The 18,035-nt window shown below is 67.6% G+C and carries 14 protein-coding genes; 10 read left to right on the top strand and 4 right to left on the bottom strand.

Annotated features, from left to right (window positions below):
- Positions 1-45: 45 nt before the first annotated feature.
- Positions 46-2,394 carry a GumC family protein gene (locus H1Q64_RS28975; protein ID WP_237907335.1) on the bottom strand — a complete coding sequence of 783 codons (2,349 nt, stop codon included), beginning with the start codon at positions 2,392-2,394 and terminating at the stop codon, positions 46-48.
- A gap of 563 nt (positions 2,395-2,957) precedes the next feature.
- Between H1Q64_RS28975 and H1Q64_RS28970 the strand changes: the two genes are divergently transcribed.
- From H1Q64_RS28970 to H1Q64_RS28930, 9 genes are all read left to right on the top strand, one after another.
- A complete protein-coding gene (locus H1Q64_RS28970) occupies positions 2,958-3,905 on the top strand; it encodes a UDP-glucuronic acid decarboxylase family protein (RefSeq protein ID WP_237907334.1) in 948 nt (315 codons plus the stop codon).
- A 76-nt stretch (positions 3,906-3,981) separates the two neighbouring features.
- Positions 3,982-5,580 (top strand): undecaprenyl-phosphate glucose phosphotransferase, encoded by a 1,599-nt coding sequence (locus tag H1Q64_RS28965; RefSeq protein ID WP_237907333.1) that lies wholly within the window; start codon positions 3,982-3,984, stop codon positions 5,578-5,580.
- 49 nt (positions 5,581-5,629) lie between these two features.
- Complete coding sequence (locus tag H1Q64_RS28960) at positions 5,630-6,709, top strand: NAD-dependent epimerase/dehydratase family protein (RefSeq protein WP_237907332.1); 1,080 nt, start codon at positions 5,630-5,632, stop codon at positions 6,707-6,709.
- On the top strand, positions 6,706-7,512 hold the full coding sequence (locus H1Q64_RS28955; RefSeq protein ID WP_237907331.1) for a WecB/TagA/CpsF family glycosyltransferase: 807 nt from the start codon (positions 6,706-6,708) through the stop codon (positions 7,510-7,512). The genes H1Q64_RS28960 and H1Q64_RS28955 overlap by 4 nt, the downstream gene beginning before the upstream one ends.
- Positions 7,513-7,711: 199 nt before the next feature.
- Entirely contained in the window at positions 7,712-8,956 is a 1,245-nt protein-coding gene (locus H1Q64_RS28950) for a glycosyltransferase family 4 protein (RefSeq protein ID WP_237907330.1), read from the top strand.
- A 59-nt stretch (positions 8,957-9,015) separates the two neighbouring features.
- Entirely contained in the window at positions 9,016-10,095 is a 1,080-nt protein-coding gene (locus H1Q64_RS28945) for a GDP-mannose 4,6-dehydratase (RefSeq protein WP_237907329.1), read from the top strand.
- A 27-nt stretch (positions 10,096-10,122) separates the two neighbouring features.
- Entirely contained in the window at positions 10,123-11,106 is a 984-nt protein-coding gene (locus tag H1Q64_RS28940) for an NAD-dependent epimerase/dehydratase family protein (protein ID WP_237907328.1), read from the top strand.
- A 64-nt stretch (positions 11,107-11,170) separates the two neighbouring features.
- Positions 11,171-12,607: a UDP-glucose dehydrogenase family protein gene (locus H1Q64_RS28935; RefSeq protein ID WP_237907327.1), complete on the top strand. Its 1,437-nt coding sequence runs from the start codon at positions 11,171-11,173 to the stop codon at positions 12,605-12,607.
- Between the two features lie 123 nt (positions 12,608-12,730).
- Positions 12,731-13,261 (top strand): DNA-binding response regulator, encoded by a 531-nt coding sequence (locus tag H1Q64_RS28930; RefSeq protein WP_237907326.1) that lies wholly within the window; start codon positions 12,731-12,733, stop codon positions 13,259-13,261.
- Here the strand turns inward: H1Q64_RS28930 and H1Q64_RS28925 are convergent.
- The gene (locus H1Q64_RS28925) at positions 13,230-13,895 is read right to left on the bottom strand and encodes a response regulator transcription factor (protein WP_237907325.1); all 666 of its coding nucleotides are present in this window, start codon (positions 13,893-13,895) and stop codon (positions 13,230-13,232) included. The genes H1Q64_RS28930 and H1Q64_RS28925 overlap by 32 nt on opposite strands.
- Positions 13,896-14,710: 815 nt before the next feature.
- Here H1Q64_RS28925 and H1Q64_RS28920 point away from each other — a divergent pair.
- Positions 14,711-15,469, top strand: a complete 759-nt coding sequence (locus H1Q64_RS28920) for a response regulator transcription factor (protein WP_237907324.1) — start codon at positions 14,711-14,713, stop codon at positions 15,467-15,469.
- Between the two features lie 60 nt (positions 15,470-15,529).
- Here the strand turns inward: H1Q64_RS28920 and H1Q64_RS28915 are convergent, their stop codons facing one another.
- Both H1Q64_RS28915 and H1Q64_RS28910 read right to left on the bottom strand, forming a co-directional pair.
- Positions 15,530-16,402: a response regulator transcription factor gene (locus tag H1Q64_RS28915; protein ID WP_237907323.1), complete on the bottom strand. Its 873-nt coding sequence runs from the start codon at positions 16,400-16,402 to the stop codon at positions 15,530-15,532.
- A gap of 355 nt (positions 16,403-16,757) precedes the next feature.
- Entirely contained in the window at positions 16,758-17,999 is a 1,242-nt protein-coding gene (locus H1Q64_RS28910) for a right-handed parallel beta-helix repeat-containing protein (RefSeq protein ID WP_237907322.1), read from the bottom strand.
- Between the last annotated feature and the right edge of the window lie 36 nt (positions 18,000-18,035).

Below are 18,035 nucleotides of genomic sequence, written 5' to 3'. Positions count from 1 at the left end.
TCGCTATTGGGATTGCCTTCGCGGGGGCGCCGTCCGTCGGCGCCGTCAATGCCGCGCGGGCGCGTGCAGGGCGTAGTAGTAGGCGTCGTCCTTGTGGCCGTACTTGACGTGCTTGGACGCGACGACGCGGGACAGCACGACGCCGCCGACCGCGCTGTCGACCGATTTCAGCTTGTTGAAGCCGGCCATCACGGTGTCCAGCGGGGTGTGCTGCCAGCGGACGACGTAGATCACGCTGTCGGCCAGGAAGGACAGGGCCAGCGCGTCGGAGAACAGCATCACCGGGGCTGAGTCGATCACCACCACATCGTAATTGTGGCGCGCCCATGCGATCAGGTCGCTCATCGCCTGGGAGCTGATGCGGTCATGCGCGTCGGGGGTGCCGACGGTGTTGCCCAGGACGCTGAGGTTGGTGGTTTCCTGATGGATCAGGTCGTCGATGCCGACGCGGCCGTCCAGCAGGTCGGCGACGCTGCCCTGCGGCTGGTAGCCCAGCAGCTTCGCGATGGAGGGGCGGCGGAAATCCGCGTCGATCAGCAGCGTGTTCAGCCCCAGCCCGGCCAGCGACCGCGCCAGATTGGCCGCCAGCACCGACTTTCCCTCCTTGGGGATGGAGGAGGTGACGAGCAGCACCTTGGGCGGCGTCCCCCGCTTGCGCGGCATGCAGGCCATGGTGCGCACCGTCTGGATCGCCTCGCGGAAGGCCCCGATCTCGCGAGCGCGGCGGCTATCGGGGTGGAGAGGCAGGTTCCAGGCCGCCTCGTTGCGGGAAAGCGACGGGACCATGCCGAGGCAGGGCACGCCGGTCGCCCGCTCCACCTGGCTCGGTGTGCGCAGGCCGGAGCTGAGCCGCTCCAGCAGCAGCACCAGCGCGACCGCCAGCGCCGTTGACCCGACCAGCCCGACGCCCAGCGACATGCGCAGCTGCGGGAAGGCCGGGCGGATCGGCGGCAGGGCCGGGGCGCTGAGATGCGCGTCCAGCGCGCCGGTGTTCTTCAGCGCCATCGTCTGCTCGTAGCGTTCGGCGAGGCTGCGGTAGAGCGTGCGGTGCGCGTCGGCGGCGCGTTCCAGATCGCGGAGCTGGATGCCGGTCGCCTCGATGCCCTTCTGCTGCTCCTGCAGGTCGGCGATGCTCTTCAGCAGGGTGGCCTCGCGGATGCGCGCGACCTCCAGATCGGCGTCCAGGCCCTTCTGGATCTTGCCGACCTCGTCGCGGATGCGGGCCTTCAACTCGCCGATGCCGCGGCGGAGATTCACGATGTCCTGATGCTTGTCGCCGTAGACCTGCTGAAGCTCGGCCAGCCGGCGCTCCAGCATCGCTTCCGCCTCGCGCAGCTTTTGGATCAGCGGGGAGGCCAGCACCTCCGGGATCGCCGCGGCGTTGTTGGTGGCGGTCTGGTCGCGAGCCTGGCGCACGCGGGCCTCGGCCGCCGCCTTCTGCGCCTGCGCGGCGGTCAGCTGGGTGGCGATTTCGTTCATCTGCTGCTGGACCATGTTGCGCCCGTCCGGCGGCAACTCCAGCAGGCTGTTCTCCTTGCGGAAGCTGCGGATGGCCTCCTCGGCGCCTCGCACCGCCTCGCGCGCCTCGATGAGCCGCCCGCCGAGCCATTGGTTGACCCGCTCGGTCATGCTGCGGTTCATTTCCGTCCGGTAGTCCAGATAGGCTTGGCCGAAGGCATTGGCGATGGCGGCGGCCTTGGCGGGATCGACCGATGACGCCTCGATGATGATGGTGAAGGAACGGTCGTCGTTGCGCGCCTCGATCCGGCGCAGCAGCGTGTCGATGGTCAGCAGGCGGGCCTGATCCGGGTCGCGGGCGATGGGGCTTTCATCGGCGCGGAACAGCGCGGTCGCCTCTTGCACGATCCGGCGCAGCACGTCGTTGCCTTCCGGCGGCAGCGCACCGACACCGGCCTTGGTGACCCGCTTCAGCCAATGATCGTCCGCGCCGTCCGGCGCCTTGAGCGTCGGGTTGAATTCGGGATCGTTGATCAGGCCCAGCTTTTCCACCACCCGTTCCGCCAGGGCGCGCGAGCCGACGATGGACACCTCGCTGCGCACCGCCGGCGCCTCGGGTGTCAGGTTGGACACCACCGACTTGAACTCCGCCAACTCGACCCGCCGGGAATCGAGCTGCACCATCGCGGTGGCCCGGTACATCGGCTTCAGCGACTGCATGACGTAGGTGATGGTCGCCGTTCCCAGCAGGATGACGGTGAGCAGCAGCAGCTTGCGCCGCCACAGCACGGCCAGCGTGGCGAAGACGGTCGCCTCCTGCCGGCTGCGGACGTCGGAGGATTCCCCGGCGCCCGATTGCAGGAGACTGTCCGGAAGGACGCTGGTGTGCGCTTCGTGGCCTGGAAGCGTTCCGCCTTTGCCGATCGAAGAAGTCACGTCGTCGCCCCTTTCGTCTTGCTGGCTGGCGGTCCGGCCCGGGATGGGCATGGCGGGTGGTTGCAAAAGGACGCACTGCGGCCTTTTGTTTTCCTTGGAGATAACCAAAAATTCGGACACCTTTTAAAGACCAGGTCCGAATGGATGGGCCAAATAGACAGTGATGTTCCGCTGCTGCAACCGTTACCGGACAGACTCCGATTATCGTGAATAGGGCCACGCAACAATTGAAAAAAAGAAGGGCCATCCGTCGCTGTGCTTACGACGACGACCGTCATAAATAATCATATCCGATACCCCGTCCGCGTGTTTGACGGTCAACTCCGCGCCGGTCACAGTTTGCCGGGTGAAGCGGAGCCGGTTCAGGCTTCAAAACGCCGCTCAATTCCAGACATGGCCGTGCATTCCCACGTAAGGGGCTGAGTGTTGCTCCGTATCGTGTGGCGAAATGCTGCGAATCGTCGTCGGATTTTAAAATAATCGTGGAAGCGGTTTGGCGCGATATCTCCGCGTGCGGCCGCTGCCTGGTCGAATTCCCCCGGTCAACTCCATGGAGAGGCTCAATGACGTCCACGACTGAGCGCGTTCTTGTGACAGGTGGCGCCGGGTTCATCGGATCGCACCTGTGCGAGCGTCTTCTGGCCGCCGGGAAAGAGGTCCTGTGCGTCGACAATTATTTCACGGGATCGCGTTCGAATATTGCGCATCTGCTGGACAACCCGAAGTTCGAGGCGGTGCGCCACGACATCACCTTTCCCCTCTATGTCGAGGTCGACAAGATCTACAACCTCGCCTGCCCGGCCTCGCCGGTGCATTACCAGTTCGATCCGGTGCAGACGACCAAGACGTCGGTGCACGGCGCCATCAACATGCTGGGGCTGGCCAAGCGGGTGAAGGCGACGATCCTCCAGGCCTCGACCAGCGAGGTCTACGGCGACCCCTTCGTCCACCCGCAGCGCGAGGACTATTGGGGCAACGTCAATCCCATCGGGCCGCGCGCCTGCTACGACGAGGGCAAGCGCTGCGCCGAGACGCTGTTCTTCGACTACAACCGGCAGCACAAGGTCCCGATCAAGGTCGCGCGCATCTTCAACACCTACGGGCCGCGCATGAATCCGAACGACGGGCGCGTGGTGTCGAACTTCATCGTCCAGGCGCTCAAGGGCGATCCGATCACGATCTATGGCGACGGGTCGCAGACGCGGTCCTTCTGCTACGTTGACGATCTGGTCGAGGGGCTGCACCGGCTGATGGAGACGGACGGGACGGTGACCGGCCCGATCAACCTCGGCAACCCCGGCGAGTTCACCATTCTGGAGCTGGCGGAGACCGTCATCCGGATGACTGGATCGCGCTCCCGGGTCGAGCGGCACCCGCTGCCCCAGGACGATCCGCGGCAGCGCAAGCCGGACATCACCAAGGCCCACGCCTACCTGAAATGGATGCCGCACGTGCCGCTCGAAGAGGGGCTGGAGCGCACCATCGCCTATTTCGCCAAGACCTATTTCTGAGCGCGGCGACGCAGCCGGCAGCGCCGCCGCATCGCTGGGGTGCGGCGGCAGGGAATGGGCCAACAGGAAACGGCGGATGTTCGAACTCCCTTCACGAGACAGCTCGGCGAAGCCGGACTACGGCGCACGCGTGGGGATGGCCTTCCAGGGCCCGCGCCCGGACTCCGTCTCGCCGGTCGCCGCGGCGGCCTCCGCCCCCGCCCTGCTGTGTGGGCTGGTGGCCGCGGACGCGCTGGTGGTCGTCGGGACGGGACTAGCGGCGGAGGGCATCGCCGCCCGTGTGCTGCGGGCCGCTCCCGCCGATCCGGCCCTGTTCACAGACGCCGTTCATGCTTTCGCGGGCGTTTTCAACGCCGCGGTCGGCCCGCTGGCCGTGCTGTCGCTGATGTGCTTCTACAGCGCGGGCTGCTACCGCAACCTACGTCCCAAGGCGGTGCGGCGGACCATCGGTTCGCACGCAGGGCCGCTGTTCGGGGCCTGGACGGCGGCCTTCCTGGTGCTCGTCCTCATGCTCGGCGTGACGGGGGATCTGCGGCGGCTGGACACGGCGGCGGCGGGGACGTTGTGGCTGTGGTACGGGCTCGGCCTGTTCGGGCTGACCGCGCTGCGCAGCCTGTTCCTCCGGCTGGCGCGCGACTGGAATCTGGCCGGCGGTTTGCGGCAGCGGACCCTGCTGGTCGGCACCAACGATCTGGCTCTCGAATGGTTGGACCGGCTCCAGCGCACGGAGGGGGCGGGCTATCAGGTGGTCGGCGCGGTGTCCACCGCGGCGGACCGGCCGTCATCCGTGAACGCTCCGCCCCTGGCCACCGCCCGGCTGGCCGGGGTGCCGGTGCTGGGAGGCGTGACCGGGCTGGTCGAACAGGTGCGCAAGAACCGCATCGACCTCGTGGTGGTGGCCCTGCCCTGGAGCGCCGAGGCCGAAATCACCGACATTCTGGAACGGCTGCGCGTCCTCGCGGTGGACGTCCGCCTGCTGCCGCACCGGCTGATCGCCCGCACCGCGGGCCTGTCGGTCGATGCGACGGCGGGCGTTCCGCTGCTCGGCGTCATCCATCACCCGCTGGCCGGCTGGCGCGGCGTGCTGAAGCGGTCGGAGGACCTGCTGATCGGCGGCGCGGCGCTGGCGGCGCTGGCCCCGGTCCTGCTGCTGGCCGCGGCGGCGATCAAGCTGGAAAGCCGCGGCCCGGTGCTGTTCCGCCAGAAGCGCTTCGGCTTCAACAACGAGGAATTCGAGATCTGGAAGTTCCGCACGATGCACACCGACCGCGGCGACCAAACGGGCGCGCAGCGGACGGTGCGCAACGATCCGCGGGTGACGCGCGTCGGGCGCTTCCTGCGCCGCACCAGCATCGACGAGCTTCCGCAGCTCTTCAATGTTCTGCGCGGCGACATGTCCATCGTCGGGCCGCGGCCCCATCCCGTCGCCATGAAGGCCGGGGACGTACTGTACCACGAGGCGGTGGAGAACTACGCCTGCCGCCACCGCGTCCGCCCCGGAATCACCGGATGGGCGCAGGTGAACGGGCTGCGTGGCGAGATCGACAACCTCCACACCGCCGCCCGCCGCGTCGAACACGACCTCTACTACGTCGACAACTGGTCCCTGGGGCTGGACGCCGAGATCATGGTGCGCACCGCCCTCCTCCTTTTCTGGGACCGCAACGCCTACTGACGAACCTCCCTGCTGAACCAACAAACAAACCGCGAAGGAGTTAGACGTCATGTCCGTCGCCCTTGTCACCGGTTCCTGCGGATTGATCGGGTCGGAGAGTTGCCTGCATTTCGGTGCGCTGGGAATGGACGTCGTCGGCATCGACAACGACATGAGGCGCACCTTCTTCGGCGACGAGGCATCGACCGCGTGGCAGCGCCAGACTCTGGAGCAGACGCTGCGCCAGCGCTACCGCCACCACGCCGTCGACATCCGCGACGCCACGGCCATCGACGCGCTGTTCGAGCGGCATGGGTCCGCCATCTCGCTGATCATCCACACGGCGGCCCAGCCCTCGCACGACTGGGCGGCGCGCGACCCGCAGATGGATTTCTCGGTGAACGCCAACGGCACGCTGAACCTGCTGGAGGCGGCGCGGCGGCATTGCCCGGACACCGTGTTCATCTTCACCTCGACCAACAAGGTCTACGGCGACACGCCGAACCGCCTGCCGCTGATCGAGACGGAGACCCGCTACGAGATCGACCCGTCCCACCGCTACGCCGGCGGCATCGCCGAGGACATGTCGATCGACGCCACCCTGCACAGCCTGTTCGGCGCCTCCAAGGTGGCCGCCGATGTTCTGGTCCAGGAGTACGGCCGCTATTTCGGGATGAAGACGGTGTGCTTCCGCGGCGGCTGCCTGACCGGGCCGAACCATTCGCCGACGCAGCTTCACGGCTTCCTGGCCTATCTGATGCGCTGCGCCGTCACCGGCGCCCGCTACGACGTGATCGGCTACAAGGGCAAGCAGGTCCGCGACAACATCCACAGCAACGACCTGATCGCCGCCTTCCAGGCGTTCTACGACGCGCCGCGCAGCGCCGAGGTCTACAACATCGGCGGCGGACGGGCGAGCAACTGCTCCATCCTGGAGGCGGTGGCGCTGTGCGAGGAGATCACCGGGCGCCCGATGGATCTAGCCTTCAAGGAAGCCAACCGCATCGGCGACCACATCTGGTGGGTCAGCTCGCTCGACCGGTTCCGCTCCCACTACCCGTCCTGGGACATCCGGCACGATGTGCGCAACATCCTCACCGACATTCACGACAGCAATCGGCGCCGCTGGCGCGTGGAGGCCGTGGCATGATCGACCATGGGAAAAAGGAAGTGCTCGGCGTCTACGTCAACGCCGTCGATTACGAGGCCGGCGTGCGCGCCATCATCGACGCGGCGGAACAGCAAAAGCCCTTCGCGGTCAGCGCGCTCGCCGTTCACGGGGTAATGACGGGCGCGCTCGACCCCGAGCACCGCTACCGCCTGAACGCCATCGACCTCGTGACTCCGGACGGCCAGCCGGTGCGCTGGGCGCTGAACCGGCTGCACGGCGCCGCCCTGCCGGACCGCGTCTACGGCCCGAACCTGATGCTGCGCACCTGTGCGGCGGCCGCGGCGCGGGGGCTTCCCATCTACCTCTACGGCGCCACGGCGGGGCTGCTCGACACGCTGACCACGGCGCTGATGGAGCGCTTCCCCGGCCTGATCATCGCCGGCGCCCGCCCCTCCGCCTTCCGCACGCTGAGCGCCGAGGAGCGCGCGGCGGTCGACCGCGAGATCATCGAGTCCGGCGCCCGCATCGTCTTCGTCGGGCTGGGCTGCCCGCGCCAGGAAACCTGGGTCTACGAGCACAAGGCCGCGCTGTCGATGCCGCTGATCGCGGTGGGCGCGGCCTTCGACTTCATCGCCGGGAAACAGCCTCAGGCGCCGATGTGGATGCAGAATTCCGGCCTGGAATGGCTGTTCCGGCTGTCCACCGAACCGCGGCGGCTGTGGCGGCGCTACGTCATGCTGAACCCGGCTTTCCTGTTCCTTCTGGCCTGTCAGGCGGTGCAGATGCCGCTGGTCCGCAGCGGCCAGGCACGGCGTCCGAAAGGAGAGCTTCGATTTGGTTAGACGGTGATGGTTGTTTGGCGGTTGCCAAATAAAAGAGCCGTTATTAAAAATGAAACGTCTTCCGATGCTGTGATTGTGTAGCGCCGGTTTTAAAATGAAACGGCCATGCATCGGCAGATTTTCTTGAGCGACCTGGGGACAGCGCCATGAACCGCGACCGATGCGGTCCGCGCTTCCATGACAGTCGAGGATTCCTGCGATGAGCCTGAAGATCCTGTCGGCGATCGTCGTGCCGCCGCATCTGGCGGTCAGCGGCGCCAGCAAGGCGGCGGAGAAGCTGAGCGTTGCGCTGCAGGCGCATGACCGCATCGACATCGCGAACATGGGCATGGCGAGCCGGGTCCCGATGGACCTCACCAAGCCGGGCGAACGGATCGCGGTGCGGACCTCCAGCCCCTTCGCCGGGCTCGACTCCGTCCTGCCCAACCGCGCGAAGACCCTGTTCTACCAGTCGAGCATCCCGGCGCTGATCCGCCACGGCTCCTACGATCTGGTGCACATCCACAACCCGATCCCGGCGCTGGAGATGATGCGGGTGGCCCGCGCCTGCGTGGCGAAGGGCGTGCCCTACGTGGTGTCCACCCACGGCTTCGTGGAGATCGGCAACCCGGCGGCTTTCCGGCGCATGGACGCGGCGCGGCGGCTGGCCTGGGACCTGCTGATCGACCGCCCCGTCCGCTACGTCGTCCGCAACGCCGCGGCGATCTGCGCGATCTCGCCGGTCGACCTGCCGATCGTCCGCGGCTTCGGCTTCACGGGGGACGACATCGCCGTCATTCCCTACGGCGTCGATCGCCCGAACGACTGGGGCGCCCCGACCCCGGCTGACCAGGACATCCACCAGAGGTTCGGCATCCCGGAGCGGGAGGAGGATGGCGGCCCCGTCACCGCCTTCTTCCTGGCCAACCACACGGCCAACAAGGGGCTGGGCGTGCTGCTCGACGCCTTCGTAGGGCTGTCGATGCCGTTCCGCCTGATCGTCGGCGGCGAGAAGCGGGACTTCGTCGATTACGAAGCCTACCAGCGCCGCTGCGGGCCGGGCCAGACCATCCACCTCACCGGCAATCTGGCCGAGACGGAGGTCGCCGCCATGTTCCGCCGCTCCGACCTGTTCGTCTTCCCGACCCTGGCCGACACCTTCCCCAACGTGATCCTGGAGGCGATGGCCTTCGGTGTTCCGGTTGTGACGACCCGGGTCGGCGGCATCCCGCATCAGGTCGACGACGGCTGCGCGGTGATCGTGGAGCCGGGCGACCCGCTGGCCCTGCGCGCTGCCGTCGAGCAGCTGGCCGTTGACCCCGAGCGGCGGGCGCGGATGGGCCGCCACGGCCGCCTGCGCGCCACCCAGCGCTTCGACTGGGCCGCCGCCGCCGCCGACACCCACCGGCTCTACGAGGCGGTGGTCCGCCGCCCGGCGGGCGCCGCCGTCCTCAAGGCCGCCTGAACCCCTGCCCAACATCCCCTGCCCAACCGGTAAAAGCCGCAGCAATGGAGAAGACACCTATGGAAGGCAAGACGCTCGTGACCGGCGGGGCCGGCTTCGTCGGCTGCAATCTGGTCAAGAACCTGCTGGATGACGGGCGCGACGTCGTCGTCCTGGACGCCCTGCTGCGGCCGGGCAGCGAGCGGAACGCGGCGTGGCTGCAAACCCTCAACGCCGGCTCCCGCCTGACCTTCATGAAGGCCGACGTGCGCGACTTCGCCGCCGTCAAATCCTGCATGGCCGGGGCGGAGGAGGTCTACCACCTCGCCGGGCAGGTCGCGGTGACCTCGTCGCTGGACGACCCGCGCACCGACTTCGACATCAACGCACTCGGCACCTTCAACGTGCTGGAGGCGGCCCGCCGCATGAAGACTCCGCCGAAGGTGGTCTTCACCTCGACCAACAAGGTCTATGGCGGGCTGGAGCATGTGGCGGTGGAGCAGACCGGCAGCCGCTACCGCTTCGTCGACCGCCCGCTCGGCGTCTCGGAGGCGGAGCCGCTGGACTTCCATTCACCCTACGGCTGCTCCAAGGGAGCGGCGGACCAGTATGTGCGCGACTACGCCCGCATCTACGACCTGCCGACCGTCGTCTTCCGGATGAGCTGCATCTACGGCCCACGCCAGTTCGGCAACGAGGACCAGGGCTGGGTCGCGCATTTCATCATCTCGGCGCTGAGCGGGCGGCCCATCCACATCTACGGCGACGGCATGCAGGTGCGCGACGTGCTGTTCGTCGAGGACCTCGTGCGCGCCTTCCGCCTCGCCACCGAGAAGATCGAGGTCAGCCGCGGGCAGGTCTTCAACATCGGCGGTGGGCCGGAGAACACCATCTCGGTCTGGCGCGAGTTCGGGGAGATGCTGTCCACCCTGCGCGGCGCGCCGGTGGAGGCCGACTTCTCCGACTGGCGGCCCGGCGACCAGCCCTGCTACGTCAGCGACATCCGCAAGGCCGAGCAGGTCCTCGGCTGGCGCCCGCAGGTGGACCGCGACACCGGCATCCGCCGCCTGTGGGACTGGGCGGAACGCTATCTCGCTCAGAACGGCCTGCCGACGGACCAGACCCAGTTGGAACCGGGCCGCATCGCCCTCAGCGCGTAACCCGATCCCTGTGCGGTGGAGGAACCAATGAACGTGCTTGTAACGGGCGGGGCCGGATTCATCGGCTCCCACATCACGCACCGCCTCGTGTCGCTCGGCCACCGGGTGACGGTGATCGACAACGAGTCCACCGGGCTGCGCTCCAACGTGCCGCCGGAGGTGCGCTACATCCGCGGCGACGTCACCAACCCCGCTGACCTCGACAAGGCGTTCGAGGCGGTGCCCGACGCGGTGATCCACATCGCCGGGCAGGTGTCGATCATCCGCGCCTTCAGCAACCCGGTCGGCGACCTGCGCACCAACGTGGAGGGGACGGTGAACGTTCTCCAGCAGTGCGTGGAGCGCGGGGTGAAGCGCCTTCTCTACGCCAGTTCGATGAGCGCCTACGGCAACGCCGATGTGGTGCCGACGCCGGAGGATACGCCCTGCTCCCCGGTGTCCTATTACGGGGTGACGAAATACGCGGGCGAACGCTACGTGCATCTGACCGCGGCCCGGCCCGACCTGCCGGGCGGTCTGGCCGTCACCTCCTTCCGCATGTACAACGTCTACGGGCCGCGGCAGGCGGTGGACAACCCCTACCAGGGGGTGCTGGGCATCTTCCTGGGCAACATCATCCGCGGCGAGCCGATCCGCATCTACGGCGACGGCAAACAGACCCGCGATTTCGTCTTCATCGACGACGTGGTGGACGCCTGGGTCGGCGCGCTCGACAACCCGACCAGCCATGGGAAGATCTTCAACCTCGGCAGCGGGCGGCAGACCAGCATCAGCGAACTGGCCGACCTCGCGCTGGGAGCGCTCGGCCGGACGCGGGCGGACCATCCCGTGCTCTACCACCCCGAACGTCCGGGCGAGCAGCGCAGCGTGCAGGCGGACGTGACCTACGCCGGGTCGGTGCTCGGCTGGACGCCGCGCACGCGGCTGGAGCAGGGGCTGGCGGAAACCGTGCGCTGGGCGCTGCGCGAGAGCGGGCAAGCGAACGGCATGGCGGAGCGCGCCGTGGCCTGACGGCCAACTTTCGAGCCGGCCAGGGATGGCTTCGGCAACGCCATCAAGCAACAGGAGTGGAATGATGCGGATCGCTGTTGTGGGGACCGGCTATGTCGGTCTCGTGTCCGGCGCCTGCTTTGCCGAATTCGGCATCGACGTGTGCTGTGTGGACAAGGACGAAACGAAAATCCGGCGCCTGAGGGGCGGCGAGATTCCCATCTACGAGCCCGGTCTCGACGTCCTCGTGGCGCGCAACATGGCGGCGGACCGTCTGTCCTTCACCTCCGACCTCGCGGTCGCCATGGAGGGGGCGGACGTGGTGCTGATCGCGGTCGGCACGCCCTCCCGCCCCGGCGACGGCGGGGCCGACCTGACCTACGTCCACGCCGCGGCGGCGGAGATCGCGCGGACCATGTCCCGCTACACCGTCATCGTCACCAAATCGACCGTGCCGGTCGGCACCGGGCGCCAAGTCGCCGCCATCGTGAGGGACATCAACCCGCGCGCCGAGTTCGACGTGGTGTCCAACCCGGAATTCCTGCGCGAAGGCTCGGCCATCGGCGACTTCATGCAGCCCGACCGGGTGGTGATCGGCGCGGACTCCGACCGGGCGCGGGCGGTGATGGACGCCCTCTACCAGCCGCTGATCCGGGCCGGGACGCCCTTCGTGCGCACCGGCATCGAGACGGCGGAACTGACGAAATACTCGGCCAACGCCTTCCTCGCCTTCAAGATCACCTTCATCAACGAGGTGGCCGACCTGTGCGAGCGGGTGGGGGCCGACGTGCAGGACGTGGCGGCGGGCATGGGGATGGACGCGCGCATCGGGCGGCCCTTCCTGAACGCCGGGCCGGGCTTCGGCGGGTCCTGCTTCCCCAAGGACACCGAGGCGCTGGTGCGCACCGGGCGGCAGCACGGTGCGCCGGTGCGGCTGATCGAAACGGTGGTGGACGTGAACCGGGCGCGCAAGCGGTTGATGGCCGGGCGGATCCTCCAGGCCTGCGGGCCGGACGCGGCGGGCAAGCGGATCGCCGTGCTGGGCATCACCTTCAAGCCCGACACCAACGACATGCGCGAGGCGGCGAGCCTGGAGATCATCCCGCTGCTTCAGGAGGCAGGCGCCACGGTTCACGTCTACGACCCCGCCGGCATGGAGGAGGGGCGCCATCTGCTGCCCGGCGTGGTCTGGCATGACGACGCCTACGCCCCGCTCGCCGAGGCCGACTGCGTCGCCATTCTGACGGAATGGAACGAGTTCCGCGCGCTGGATCTGGGCCGCGTCCGCAGCCTGATGCGCCGCCCGGTGATGGTCGATCTGCGCAACGTCTATGCCCCGGCGGCCATGGCGGCGGCGGGTTTCCACTATTGCTCCGTTGGGCGGCGCGACGCGCGGCCCGACGCGGCGAAGCGGCGCAAGGCGGCGGAGGCCATGCTCCTCAGCAATGGCTTCGCGGCGGACTCCTGTGTCCTTCCCTTCTCCGGGCAGCTTGCTGCAGCCGCCTCCGACCTGGCTGATTGACGCGGGCGCGACGCCCGCCGACTCCGGTCACGCACCGGCGCCTTGAACGGGCCGTCCCCGCCCCGGCGGCGGCGGCCCCGCGCGGGGGCCGGCTGGGATCTCCCGATTCCGAAAGACACAGCCATGATTGGCTTGGACGCGCTGGCCGGCATCCGTCAAGAGTTCATGCCCCGTGCGCCCTCCGGCGCGCGGGGCGGCGCCGTTCCTCCGCAACCGGACGGGCGGACCGGCGGGCGGACACCGATTGCCGTGTTGCTGATCGACGACCGCTCTCTATTCGGTGAAAGCCTCGCCGCCGCCATCAACGCCTTCGCGCCGGACGTGGCGGTCAGCCACCGGCGCAGCACCGCGGCGCTGGCCGACCTTCCCGCCGTCCTGCGCGGCGCCGACGTGGTTCTGGTGAGCATCGGGCGCGCCGATCCGGCCAAGGGCGGCGTCGGCCAACTTCTGGATGCGCTGTCGGGAGGCGGGCCCCATCCCCCCGTGGCTGTTCTGGCCGACCGGCCCGGCGCGGCGGTGACAGCGGCGGCGGCGCGCCTCGGTCTGCGTGGGGTGCTGAGCGGACGGATGCCGCTGGCCGAGGTGATCGCCGCCCTGCGGCTGATCCACGGCGGCGGTACGGTCAGTCCCGATCCCGGCGCCGATCCTGGCTGAGCGGTTGCGGAACAGCAGGCTCGGCGGGTTGCCACGCCTTGCGCACGGCCTCGGCGCGGTTGGAGGCGCCCAGCGCCCGCAGGATTCCGCGCACATGAACCTTCGCCGTGTTCTCGCTGATCCCCAACTCCTGCGCGATGACGCGGTTCGATTTCCCCTCGCGCAGCCGTTGCAGAACGCCACGCTGACGCGCGGTCAGCGCCGCTCCGCCGGGCGGCGCGGGCGGTTCGTCCGCCGCCGCCTCGCAATGCTGCATCAGGCGGTGGAGGAAGGGGGAGGGGAAGAAGGTGCCGCCGCCCGCGACCAGACGCAGAGCCTCCTGTGCGACGGCGAGGCCGACGCTGGTCGGCAGACACCCCCGCACGCCCAGTCGGCTGGCTTCCAACGGCAGGTCCGCTTCTTCCCCGTCGGACAGAACGACCAGCGGCGTGCCGCCGAAGGCGCCGGCAACGTTGCGCAACGTCGCCAGGACGCTGCCGTTCGGCGGAGTCAGGCTGACGACGTTGCACAGCACGACGGCGGGTGGCGTTCCGGCGGCGAGCATCGCCTTCGCCTCACCCAGCGATGCCGCGGTCCGCATTTGCAGGCTCGGGTCACGCAGGCTGAGGCCAGTGGACAGGCTTTCACGGGTCAACGGCGTTTCGTCCAGAAGAAGGGCCGCTATGGCCCGGCGTCCGTTCATCGGACCCGGGCCGCGCGCGGCGGCGCGGGGCGATGAAACCGCCTTCCCGCTCGATCCCATGAAGCCTATCTCCCGACCCCGTTTTCCTGGCCTTATGCTGCGCTGCACCCAAGCAATCGTCAACGTCAATCCCGCGCAGGAATAACTACGTCGGACTTCGCCTTTACCTCCTATTTGAAGTATTTTCGTTTGAATCCTGTGTCTTCAGGAGAGGTTTCGATGATCACCATCCGGAAGCGCACCGTCTGGTCCTTGTGGCCTTTCCATTGGTCAGAGGGCGCTGTTCCCCGACTTGTGCCATTCGGGCCTGTTCTTTTGGTCGCAAAGCAGAAGGAGGTGGATGGTGGCTTGCCTCGTCCCGGCTGCGGGATAGGGTCGCATAAGCACGCCACGCCGCTCCCATCCTCACAAAGGCGTACGCGCCCTGCGAGGAGAGGCGCCATGGGCGCCGGAATAGGTACGGAATAAAACGTCGACCGGTCACAACCCTTCATCGAAGTGCGTATTTACCGGACCGGATGTTCTGGTAACGTTGAAAGCATCAAATGCAAACCGCGCAAGCATTCCTGATGATCTTCCAACACAAACAATCCATCTGGTCGGCAGGGAAAGGCGCTGAAAATGAAGAAAGTAAAATCTTTCCGAGTATCCGCGAGCGGACGCGCTCACCCGAAAATTGAAGCCCTTTTGCCGACGAGGGTGGGCTGAGGCCTGCTGCCCCGGTTTGAAGGGTGCGAAAAATGGCGTTTAACCAAAAGGGGGAGCGGATGACGACGGACATCAAGCAGCAATCGGGGATCGCTCCAGGGATCGCCCCAGGGATTTCGGTGGTCCTGGCGGACCCGAACAGCCTCACTCGGGATTGCTTTTCGCTCGGCCTCGGCACGCTGTGCCAGGACATGACCGTGCGATCGGTGGCCTCGCTGAGGGACGCCGCGGGAGTCCTGGCGCGGGACGGACGGACGGAGGTCGTGTTGTGCAACATCGGTGCGCAGATGGGCCTGAACGACGGTCTGTGCGCGGCTATCCGTGACGCGGTGTCGGCCTGCCTGCCGGTGCCGCTGGTGCTCATTTCGGACCGCGACGACGGCGGGATGATCCTGGAAAGCCTGCGCCTCGGCGTACGCGGCTACATCGTGCCCAACCTCGGGCTGGGAGTCATGCTGGAGGCGATCCGGCTGGTCGCCGCGGGGGGAACCTTCGTGCCGGCCACCTCCCTGCAATCGCTGATCGCGCCGGTGCCGGGCGGCATCGCCGTTCCGCAGACCCCGCCGCCGGGCGCTTCCCTGCCGGCGACGGACCGGATCGGCGGGCTGACGCCGCGGGAAATGGCCGTGCTGACCTGCATGCGGGAGGGCAAGTCGAACAAGCTGATCGCCTACATGCTGGGCATGTGCGAGAACACCGCCAAGGCCCATGTGCGCAACGTGCTGAAGAAGCTGGGCGCCACCAACCGGACGGAGGCCGCCTTCATGGCGCACGCCCATCTGTCCCGCGGCACGGTCCTGGAATCGAACCAGCCCTGATCGGTCGGTCCCGTGATGGAACGGTGCGGGATCCCGCCGCGCCGTTCTTTTGTGTTGCGCTCAGTTGTCTTCGCGCATGACGCGGCAGACCGCTTCCGTCCGGTTGGTGGCGCCGAGCCGCCGCAGGATGTTCCGGACATGCACTTTCACGGTGCTTTCCCGCATTCCCAATTCGTGGGCGATGACCTTGTTCGGCTTGCCCTCCTGAAGGCATTCCAGGACGGAGAGTTGACGCGGTGTCAGTTGCGTCAGATGAGGCTTGCCGTTGGCTGTGGGCTCCGGGACGGATAAGGCGGCGTGAAGCATCGGGTCCGTCAACCCGGCTTGGTCGATGATCAACCGGTGCAGGATGGGTGCCGGAACGAAGATGCCACCCGCCGCGACCAGACGGATCGCCTCCAACGCCATGGTCAGGCCGACGGTGGTGGAAATGTAGCCGTGCGCACCCTGGCGGATAGCCTCCAGCGCCGTCGAGGTCTCGTCGGAATCCGACAGCATGATGAGCGGGATGCCGTCCAGGACGGCGAGCAGTTCGGCCAGCCTCGGCCGGAAATCCGGATCGGAAGCGAGCCGCCCGCTGAAATTGGCCAGAGCCACATCCGGCGCTCCGTCCCGCCGCACCACGCTTTCCAGGTCGGCAAGGGATGCCGCCGTCAGCACCCGCACTCCCCGTCCGCACAGGTTGAGGCTGGTGGACAGGCTTTCCCGCGTCAGCGGCGTTTCGTCGTGCAGGATGGCGGTGACGCTCTGCTCCTCCCCCAGCGGCCGCGCTCCCCCGGACATTCGGTAATAGGACCCGAACGAGCCGGAGTCGTTCATCGGGGCGGCGGTCAGGCGCGTGGCGGCCAGGATGTGGTTGGATGCGAAGGACGTGACCGATGGGGCGCGGCGGAAGGCGTTGGGCAGGCGCGTTCCGTCTTTGCACGGCAACATACAAAATCTCCCTCAGCCACACGCCATGGACACGCCGCCGCAGGGAACCGCCCAGGATCGTCGCCAACGTCGCCGCCGACATCACCGGCGCGAAGACTTTGGCCCTATTCGATCAATGGAAACGGATCGAGCGCGGAGGCGATGCTGCAAGAGGTCTGGACGACCGCTTCGATCCAATAACATCGCAGCCGCTTTTGACCGTCAATCGCAAACAAGATCATAATACTGTGCGCGGATATCCGCAAAGTACCCCCAAATTAGTAACTTTTTCAAAACTGTAACAGTGGCAGAGGAACCTCCGCGTGATGACTTGGTTGGCTCTTTCTCTTTATGGAAGAGTTGGGGGAAGGAAAGATCATCGAACATTGTCCGTTGGGGCCATGGAAGGGCAGCCCAGCGGCGTCTTCTGTGGAATGCCGGCGTTGACGACACCGCCCACTTCCTGACCTTGGGCGCGGATGGCGTTCCAGTCGGCCTCCGCGTCGTTCCAGAACCAGATTCGCTCCTTCAGGTCCGCCAGATGGTAGCGGTTGCCGTAAAGCCGGTTCCCGGCGGCGACCACGGCGTTGTCGGCGTCCACGTCGGTGACGGCGCCGACCCGCGCGTCGGCGTTGCGGATGACGATGCGGTTGTCGAAGATCTCGTTGCCGACGGCGGGGGTGTAGGGGGCGCGGTCCTGGGACACCACCGTCACCGCATTGCCGTAGCCGTTCGGCACGTCGATGTCGTTGCCGTAGACCCTCACGCCCCGCGCGCTGGAGATCAGGATCTGGGCGCCCCAGAACCAGCCCTGGCCGCGCTGCCCGTTGTCGGCGACCCGGTTGTTGCGGATCACCCCGTCGTAGCTGATCTCGTAGGTGATGCCGTTGTCGGCGTTGCCGAAGACCAGATTGTCCTCGATCACCAACCGGTGCACATCGATGTCGGCCCAGATTCCGGCACCCACATTGTCGTGGACGCAATTGCCGCGGATGAGTCCGCCGCCGCCGGATTCGGTGATCTTGCCGCCGCCGCCCTCCCAATGGAAATCGACGCCGGCATAGCCGTTGCGGGCGATCTCGTTGCCGGCGATCAGAAAGTCCGTTCCCGATCCGGAAAAGCCGGCGTGGCCATTGTCGAGGATGCGGTTGTCGAGGATACGGCTGCCGTTGCCGGCGTTGACTCCGACGCCGTGGTTCAGGCGCAGGACGCTGCTGCGGACGGTCCAGCCGGGGCCGAACTCCGCGTCCACGGCGGCGGCCTGGATGGGGGCGGCGTATTTCTCGATGGTCAGATTCTGGATGACGACGCCCGACGCGGTTCCGCCGAAGGCGCGGGCGGTGACGCTGGTTTCCACCCGCCGCCCGGTGGGATCGTCGCCGATCACGATCTCGTCGGCGTCGTAGTCGAAGAACCAGCGCCCCGGCCCGACGGCGGACCGGCTGTCGACATGCAGCATCGGCGTGTCGTCGATGAACAGGTCCTCCGGGCGGGCGCAGCGGGGAAAGCCGGAGCGACAGAACTCCGCCGCGTTGACCCGGCCCTCCTGCGTCTGCCCGCGAGCGACCCAGATGGAGCCGCGGTGGACGAAGGCGGTGAGCCGGCGCGCTCCGCTCAACACCGCGCCAGGGGCGCCCTCGAACCGGTTGCCGTT

It is taken from the genome of Azospirillum brasilense, from assembly GCF_022023855.1.
In the GTDB taxonomy this organism is placed as follows: domain Bacteria; phylum Pseudomonadota; class Alphaproteobacteria; order Azospirillales; family Azospirillaceae; genus Azospirillum; species Azospirillum brasilense_F.
Note: the sequence above shows the minus strand (reverse complement) of the source record. Positions and strands in the feature narration are given on the sequence as shown.